Source organism: Streptomyces sp. NPDC012637 (assembly GCF_042954805.1).
In the GTDB taxonomy this organism is placed as follows: domain Bacteria; phylum Actinomycetota; class Actinomycetes; order Streptomycetales; family Streptomycetaceae; genus Streptomyces.
This window is the reverse complement of record NZ_JBIBDS010000002.1, coordinates 1,030,482-1,038,176: the sequence shown is the minus strand read 5'-3', so window position 1 is coordinate 1,038,176 and position 7,695 is coordinate 1,030,482. Positions and strand designations below refer to the sequence as shown.

The following is a 7,695-nucleotide window of genomic DNA, read 5'->3' as shown; positions in this document are numbered from 1 at the left end:
CGGATGTGGAAGCCCAGTAATGGGTGGAGCTGACCGGTACTAATAGGCCGAGGGCTTGTCCTCAGTTGCTCGCGTCCACTGTGTTAGTTCTGAAGTAACGAACACGCCCCCCTTCGGGAGGTGCGGCGGTTCAACTTCATAGTGTTTCGGTGGTCATAGCGTTAGGGAAACGCCCGGTTACATTCCGAACCCGGAAGCTAAGCCTTTCAGCGCCGATGGTACTGCAGGGGGGACCCTGTGGGAGAGTAGGACGCCGCCGAACAATCATTGTGGGAAAGCCCCGCACCTTATGGTGCGGGGCTTTTCTGCGTTCACGACCTTTTTCAGGACCTTTCAGGCCAGGCCCTCTCAGGGCCCCTTTCGCGGGCCCTCAGGCCGGCGTCACCAGGCCCGTGTCGTAGGCCAGGATGACCGCCTGGACGCGGTCGCGCGAGCCCGTCTTCGCCAGGATGCGGGTGACATGGGTCTTCACCGTGGATTCGGCGAGATGGAGCCGGCCCGCGATTTCCGTGTTGGTCCAGCCCCGGCCTATGACCGTCAGGATCTCGCGCTCGCGGTCCGTGAGGGCCGACAGCCGAGGGTCCTGCTCGGGGGCGGCCGCGGTGTTCGTCTTCGGGGACGGCGGGAGGTGGTGGACGTAGGTGTCGAGGAGACGGCGGGTCAGGCTCGGGGCCACCACCGCGTCGCCGCTCGCGACCGCGCGGATTCCGGCGAGGAGCTCCTCGGGCTGGGCGTCCTTCACCAGGAAGCCGCTCGCGCCGGCGCGCAGGCCCTCGTACGCGTACTCGTCCAGGTCGAAGGTCGTGACGATCAGGACGCGCGTGCGGTCGCCGGTGGCGACGATGCGGCGGGTGGCCTCGATGCCGTCGAGTCCGGGCATGCGGATGTCCATCAGGACGACGTCCGGGTGGTGGCGGTCGGCCAGGCGGACGGCCTCCGTGCCGTTGGCGGCCTCGTCGACGACCGTCATGTCGTCCTGGCTCTCCAGCAGCATGCGGAAGCCGAAGCGCTGCATCGGCTGGTCGTCCGCGATCAGGACCGTGGTCACGAGGTGCTGTCCTCCGGGGTCGGGTGGTGGGGAAGGGTGAGCCGGACCTGCCAGCCGCCGCCTTCCCGTGGCGGGCCGCATTCGAGTGTGCCTTCGTAGAGCGCCGCGCGCTCGCGCATTCCCACCAGGCCCTGGCCCGGGCGGTCCTGGCCCGGAGCCGGGTCCGTGGGGCCCCGGCCCGTGTCGGTGACCGTGAGGGTCACGGACCCGGGGCCGTACGTCAGCGTCATCGTCGATTCCGCTCCCTCACCGGCGTGCTTCAGCGTGTTCGTGAGGGCTTCCTGGGCCACGCGGTAGACCGTCAGCTGGGCGCCGGGAGACAGCGCGTGCGGCGCGGAGGACAGTTCCGTACGGACGCGGAGGCCTGCTGTCCGTACGCCCTCGACGAGGGCCGGGAGGTCCGCGAGGCCGGGTTGCGGGGCGCGTTCCGCGGACTCCGGCGCGGTGCTCCGCGTCTCCTCCTCCCTCAGGACGCCCAGCAGGCGGCGGAGTTCGCCGAGGGCCTGGCGGCTCGTGGTGCCGATGGCGTCGAGGGCCTGGGCGGCGCGTTCGGGGTTCTTGGCGGCGGCGTACCGGCCGCCGTCCGCGAGGCCGGTGATGACGGAGAGGTTGTGGCCGATGATGTCGTGCATCTCCCGGGCGATGCGCGCGCGTTCGGCGGCGGCGGCCAGGCGGACCTCCTGTTCGCGTTCCTCGCGGCGCGAGCGGACCGTGATGCCGAGGAGCGCGACGATCGCGTACGCCCACAGGTTCGGGACGACGTGCACGTCCCACGTCTCGGCCTGCCAGCGGAGCGCACCCGTCACCAGCGGCGGCACGATCAGGGCGGCGGACCACAGCAGGGCGCGGGGCGGCCGGTTCAGGGCGATGTGGAACACCGGGATCGCCTGCAGGAACGCGGCCTGCAGGAAGGCGCCCGAGATGGCGCTGACGAGCGCCCCGCCCGCCATCACCGCCAGGGCCGCCATCGGCCGGCGGCGGCGCCAGTAGAGCGGGACGGAGAGGACGAGGGTGGTCGTGAGGACCAGCCAGGGCGCCACGGACGGGTCCCGGGCCGTGTTCCGCCAGCCGCCGGCCGCGTCGACGAGGGCGGCCAGCGTCCAGCCGGCGGTCAGGGCCGTGTCCCAGAGCTGGGGGCGGGCCCGGTCGAAGGCGCGTGACCGGGCCAGCGCGCGCTGGACGTACCGGCTCGGGCCGGTGGGGCCTGGAGTCTCCGTCGTCACCCGCACATCCTCACCCACGCTTCTCGTCCCTGCGGCTCGTTCTCACACGTCGCGGCGCCTGAGCAGCGCCGCCGGGAGGACGAGGGACGCGGCCGCCCACACGAGCAGGGCCAGGAGGGCCGCGCCGGGTGTGGCGGCGCCGGGGAGCGGGGCGGCGGAGCCGAGGGCGCCGGCCGCCTGGGTGGGGAAGTAGCGGATGACCGTGTCGACGCTCTCGTACGGGAGCATCCCGAGGACCTCCGGCAGGACCATCACGCCGCCGATGAACGCGCCGAGCGCGCCCGGAACCGAGCGGAGCGCGGCGCCCAGGCCGAGGGCGACGAGCCCGAGGAGGGTGACGCCGGCGGCGTTCCCGGCGATGGCGGTGAGGACGCCGTCGTCGGTGAGGGAGGCGGCCTGGTCGGTGTCGTCGAGGAAGACCTGGGCGCTCTGGAAGGTGATCAGGGCGGTCAGGAGGGAGACGGTGAACACGACGCCCGTGAAGACCGCGGCCTTCGCCCACAGGACGGGCAGGCGGCGCGGGACGGCGGTGAGGGTCGCGCGGACCAGGCCGGTGGCGTACTCGCCCGCGGTGAGGAGGATGCCGAGGACGGCGAGGGCGATGCCGCCGAGCTGTGAGCCGAAGAGGGTGAGGACGACGGTGTCGACGTCGGAGTCGCCGCCGCCGGAGGTGTAGGTGGCGCCCATGAGGATGCCGACGCCGAGGACGAGCGTGACGGCGGTGAGCAGGGTCGCCCAGGTGGAGCGGACCGTCCACAGCTTGTGCCATTCGGAGCGCAGTACTCGGGTCGGGGTGATCACGCGGCGGCTCCCTGGCTCTGGTGTCCGTGGTATTCGACGGAGTCGTGGGTGAGGTCCATGAACGCCTGCTCCAGGGAGGCGGTCTGCGGGGTGAGTTCGTACAGCGGTACGCCGTGGGCGGCGGCGGTACGGCCGATGTCGGCGGCGTCGAGGCCGGTGACCTGGAGGGTGTCCGGGCCGTCCGCGGTCAGCCGTACCGACGGGGGTCCGGTGAGCAGGGTGCGCAGGCGGTCGGTGTCGGGGCTGACGACCTTGACGGTGGTGCCGCCGGCCTCCCGCACGAGGTCGGTGACGGTCGTGTCGGCGAGGAGCCGGCCCTTGCCGATGACGACGAGGTGGTCGGCGGTGAGGGCCGTCTCGCTCATCAGGTGGGAGGAGACGAGGACCGTACGGCCTTCGGCGGCGAGCGACTTGAGCAGCGTGCGGATCCACAGCACGCCCTCGGGGTCGAGTCCGTTGACGGGTTCGTCGAGGACGACGGCGGCCGGGTCGCCGAGGAGGGCGGCGGCGATGCCGAGGCGCTGGCCCATGCCGAGCGAGAAGCCCTTGACGCGCCGGTCGGCGACCTCGGTGAGTCCGGCGAGGTCGAGGACGTGGTCGACGCGGGAGCGCGGGATGCCGTGGGTGAGCGCCAGGGCCGTGAGGTGGTGGCGGGCGCTGCGGCCCGGGTGGAGCGAGCGGGCTTCGAGGAGGGCGCCGACCTGGGTGAGCGGGGCCGGATGTTCGGCGTACGGGCGGCCGGCGATGGTCGCGCGGCCGTGGGTCGGGGCGTCGAGGCCGAGGAGCATGCGCAGGGTGGTGGACTTCCCGGCGCCGTTGGGGCCGAGGAAGCCGGTGACGGAGCCGGGGCGGACGGTGAAGGAGAGGTCGCGGACGACGGTCCGGTCGCCGTAGCGCTTGGTGAGTCTCTCTGCTCGGATCATGCTTCCGACGCTAGGGAGCGGGCTGGGCCGGGGCGTCGGACCGGGGGTGGGCGGTGGGCGGTGGGTGTCGTACCCAGGTACGACACCGGCCCCCTTCAGGGAGCCGCTGGACGGCTCCGGGCCGGCTGTGGGAGGTGGCTGTGAGGAAAAGGCCTTGTCAGCGGCGTGTGCCGGTCGCGAGGATCGGGCGCATGGACTATTCGATACGCACCATCCGCGCCGACGAGTGGGAGAAGGTGCGCGAGCTGCGGCTCGCCGCCCTTCAGGACCCGGTCGCGAGCATCGCCTTCCTGGAGACGTACGAGGACGCCTCCGCGCAGCCCGACTCCTTCTGGCAGGGGCGGGCCTCGGGGGCGGCCGAGACCGGTGACGGGCGGGTGCGTCAGTTCGTGGCGGAGACGCCGGACGGGCGCTGGGTCGGCTCGGTGAGCGTGCTCGTCGAGCGGCCCTCGGACGAGGTGCGGTTCGGGGATGCGGCGAAGGTCGACCAGACGCACGTCGTGGGCGTGTTCGTACGGCCCGAGGCGCGCGGCGCCGGCGTGACGGACGCCCTGTTCCGGGCGGCGGTGGACTGGTCGTGGTCGCTGCCGGAGCCCCCGATCGAGCGGGTGCGGCTGTACGTGCACGAGGACAACGTCCGGGCCGCCGCCTTCTACCGGAAGTTCGGCTTCGTCGCATCGGGCGAGACCGTCCCGATGCCGAATGACCCGTCGGCGCGCGAGGTGGAGTACGAGATTCCGCGGGCGGTCAGCGGCTGAGCGAGTAGTGCTCCGGCCAGCGGGACCTGGCCTGTTCCTGGGAGCGCATCAGGGCGAGGGTCGGCAGGCCGGTGTCCGCGCCCGTGGCGACGAGTTCGGGGAGCCGGGGGATCGGCGCGACGGCCGCGACGTCGTCGAGGACGAGCGTCAGTGGTGGGTCGAGCCGACCGTCGGATGACCGTGCGGCCATGCGGCGGCCGTGCTCGACCACGCTTGCGGCGAGCGCGGTGAGGAGGGGCATCGCGCCCGGGTGGGTACGCGGGTCCTCGATCGGTTCACCCACCACGTACAGGGTGCCCTGCTCGGCGACGAAAGATGCCAGCGTGAGCGAATCCGTTCGATTCGGCGTACAGGCCTGCCTGATGTGGATCGAGGAGAGGCCGGAGAGCGCACGCGCCGTCAGTTCCTGCGCGGTCCGGCGGCGTTCGGGGTGGGCGGTGAGGGCCGATTCGAGGAGTCCGGCGTGGCCGGCGGCGGCCTTGGGGTGGGTACGGAGGATCCGTACGGGCTCGTGGGCGTCGGCGCCCTGTGCCCAGCGGTGCACCTGCTTGAACGGCCGGCCGTCTATGGCGGCGGCGTGCAGCCAGCAGCGCAGGAGCGTTTCGGCGGTGTCCGCGAGGGCCGCGTCGAGCCGGGACTGGGGGCGTACGGGCGCGAGCAGTGCCACCGCGCGTTCCCGGGCCGTGTCGGGGTCCTCGCAGCGCTCGGCCGGGTTCCAGTGGAGCCGGGCGGGAGTGTCGCAGAGGTGGCCCGGGTCGTAGACGAGGACAGGGCCCAGCTTGGCGCGGGCGTCCTTGGTGTCGGCCCACAGGGCCGGGTCGGAGGTCACGACGAGCGCGGCGCCCTCGGCGTCCGTCACCGCCTGTGCGGCGGTGGGGCGGCGGGTGGCGGCGGGGGCGTAGACGATCCGGGAGGTGCCCTGGGGGGCCGTGAGGTCCGTCCCGGCCGCCGCGGCTTGGGGGGCCGCCGTCACTTGGGGTGGGACCGTGAACCGTGGCGCCTCTTCGGCGGACGGTGGGTGCACCGCCGTCGGTGGGTTCGCGGTGTCCGGGGCCTCCACGGGGGAGGGAGGCCGGACCGCCACCTCCACCTCACCGCGCTCGGGGAGTTCGCCGCCGGCTCCGGACACTTCCCGCCCCCGCTCCGGCGTCCGCTCCGGCTGCCGGCCCCTTACCGCCGTCGTCTTCCGGTGCGCCCGGACCGTGCGCCAGCGGGCGAAGGTGCCCAGGACGAACACGGCGAGGACGGTCAGGACCATCGCCTCGCCGATCGCCAGGCCCCAGAAGAGGCCGTAGCCCGAGAGGGTCCCCGGGGGTGTCGTCGGCCAGGCGGCTGCCAGGTCCGTCGGGGCGGTCATCAGGGACCGGAGGGCCTGCGGGGTGCGGGTGAAGGTCACGCCCGGGGGCCAGCCGCCGTGGGCCAGCAGGCCGGCCAGACCGGTCGCCGTCCAGATCAGGACGGCGAGGCCGAGCAGCAGGGCGAGCAGCCCGACCACGAAACCGTCGGGGATGCCGCCGCCCTGCCCTCGTACCTCTTTCTCCACGTCACGCCACCGTCGACTGGTCGTTCATCTGCTGCTCGATGAGCATCGCGCGCTGTTCCGTCTCCCACTCCAGTTCCTGGTCGGTGACGGACGACTCGGTCATGGCGCGGTCCGTGTAGACGAGCGGGCGCTCGTTCTCGGTGATCAGGTGCTTCACCACCTGGACGTTGCCGTTGACGTCCCAGACGGCGATGCCGGGGGTGAGGGTCGGGATGATCTCGACCGCCCAGCGGGGGAGGCCGAGGACCCGGCCGGTGTTGCGGGCCTCGTCCGCCTTCTGGGCGTAGATCGTGCGGGTGGAGGCCATCTTGAGGATGGCCGCGGCTTCCTTGGCCGCCGCTCCGTCGACCACGTCGGAGAGGTGGTGGACGACCGCCACGAAGGAGAGGCCGAGGCGGCGGCCGAACTTGAGCAGGCGCTGGAAGAGCTGCGCGACGAAGGGGCTGTTGATGATGTGCCAGGCCTCCTCGACGAGGAAGATGCGCTTCTTCCGGTCGGGGCGGATCCAGGTGTGTTCCAGCCACACGCCGACGATCGCCATGAGGATCGGCATGGCGATGGAGTTGCGGTCGATGTGGGAGAGGTCGAAGACGATCAGCGGGGCGTCCAGGTCGATGCCGACCGTGGTGGGGCCGTCGAACATGCCGCGGAGGTCGCCGTCGACCAGGCGGTCGAGGACGAGCGCGACGTCGAGGCCCCAGGCCCGTACGTCGTCTATGTCGACGTTCATCGCCTCGGCGGATTCGGCTTCGGGGTGACGGAGTTGCTCGACGATGTCCGTGAGGATCGGCTGGCGGTCGGTGATGTGCTCGGTGACGTAGGCGTGGGCGACCTTGAGCGCGAAGCCGGAGCGCTCGTCGAGGCCGTGGCCCATCGCCACCTCGATGATGGTGCGCAGCAGGGCGAGCTGGCCGGTCGTGGTGATGGCGGGGTCGAGGGGGTTGAGGCGGATGCCGTCGTCGTTGGCGACCATCGGGTCGAGCCGGATGGGAGTTATTCCCAGCTGCTGGGCGATGAGGTTCCATTCGCCCACGCCGTCCTCGCCCTGGGCGTCGAGGACGACGACCTGGCGGTCGCGGAAGCGGAGCTGGCGCAGGACGTAGGTCTTCTCGAGGGCCGACTTTCCGTTGCCGGATTCGCCCAGGACCAGCCAGTGGGGGGCCGGGAGCTGCTGGCCGTACAGCTGGAAGGGGTCGTAGATGTACCCCTTGCCGCTGTAGACCTCGCGGCCGATGATCACGCCGGAGTCGCCGAGGCCGGGGGCCGCGGTCGGCAGGTAGACGGCCTGGGCCTGGCCCGTGGAGGTGCGCACGGGCAGGCGGGTCGTCTCGACCTTCCCGAAGAGGAAGGAGGTGAAGGCTTCGGTGAGGACGGACAGCGGATCTCGCATCGGTCTGTG

Annotated in this window: 7 protein-coding genes and 1 rRNA gene; 2 read left to right on the top strand and 6 right to left on the bottom strand. The window is 72.1% G+C overall.

Annotation, left to right across the window (positions count from 1 at the left end; translation table 11 throughout):
* The first annotated feature begins 145 nt into the window (after positions 1 to 145).
* A 5S ribosomal RNA gene (gene rrf / locus ACFY8W_RS13025) occupies positions 146 to 262 on the top strand.
* A 108-nt stretch (positions 263 to 370) separates the two neighbouring features.
* Here the strand turns inward: rrf and ACFY8W_RS13020 are convergent.
* The 4 genes from ACFY8W_RS13020 to ACFY8W_RS13005 are packed head-to-tail and all read right to left on the bottom strand — an operon-like array spanning position 371 to position 3,995.
* A complete protein-coding gene (locus ACFY8W_RS13020; RefSeq protein ID WP_391103805.1) occupies positions 371 to 1,048 on the bottom strand; it encodes a response regulator in 678 nt (225 codons plus the stop codon).
* Positions 1,045 to 2,271, bottom strand: coding sequence for a histidine kinase (locus tag ACFY8W_RS13015; RefSeq protein WP_391103802.1), 1,227 nt, complete (start codon positions 2,269 to 2,271; stop codon positions 1,045 to 1,047). Before ACFY8W_RS13015 ends, ACFY8W_RS13020 begins: the two co-directional genes overlap by 4 nt.
* Positions 2,272 to 2,313: 42 nt before the next feature.
* On the bottom strand, positions 2,314 to 3,072 hold the full coding sequence (locus ACFY8W_RS13010; protein WP_391103799.1) for an ABC transporter permease: 759 nt from the start codon (positions 3,070 to 3,072) through the stop codon (positions 2,314 to 2,316).
* On the bottom strand, positions 3,069 to 3,995 hold the full coding sequence (locus ACFY8W_RS13005) for an ATP-binding cassette domain-containing protein (RefSeq protein WP_391103796.1): 927 nt from the start codon (positions 3,993 to 3,995) through the stop codon (positions 3,069 to 3,071). Before ACFY8W_RS13005 ends, ACFY8W_RS13010 begins: the two co-directional genes overlap by 4 nt.
* Before the next feature lie 191 nt (positions 3,996 to 4,186).
* On the opposite strand from ACFY8W_RS13005, the gene ACFY8W_RS13000 reads away from it, so the two are divergent.
* Positions 4,187 to 4,753 (top strand): GNAT family N-acetyltransferase, encoded by a 567-nt coding sequence (locus ACFY8W_RS13000; RefSeq protein ID WP_391103793.1) that lies wholly within the window; start codon positions 4,187 to 4,189, stop codon positions 4,751 to 4,753.
* Here ACFY8W_RS13000 and ACFY8W_RS12995 read toward each other — a convergent pair.
* Together ACFY8W_RS12995 and ACFY8W_RS12990 are read right to left on the bottom strand one after the other, a co-directional pair.
* The gene (locus ACFY8W_RS12995) at positions 4,743 to 6,296 is read right to left on the bottom strand and encodes a type VI secretion protein (RefSeq protein ID WP_391103790.1); all 1,554 of its coding nucleotides are present in this window, start codon (positions 6,294 to 6,296) and stop codon (positions 4,743 to 4,745) included. The two genes, ACFY8W_RS13000 and ACFY8W_RS12995, sit on opposite strands and share 11 nt — an antisense overlap.
* Before the next feature lies 1 nt (position 6,297).
* Positions 6,298 to 7,686 carry an ATP-binding protein gene (locus ACFY8W_RS12990; RefSeq protein WP_391103787.1) on the bottom strand — a complete coding sequence of 463 codons (1,389 nt, stop codon included), beginning with the start codon at positions 7,684 to 7,686 and terminating at the stop codon, positions 6,298 to 6,300.
* Positions 7,687 to 7,695: the final 9 nt, after the last annotated feature.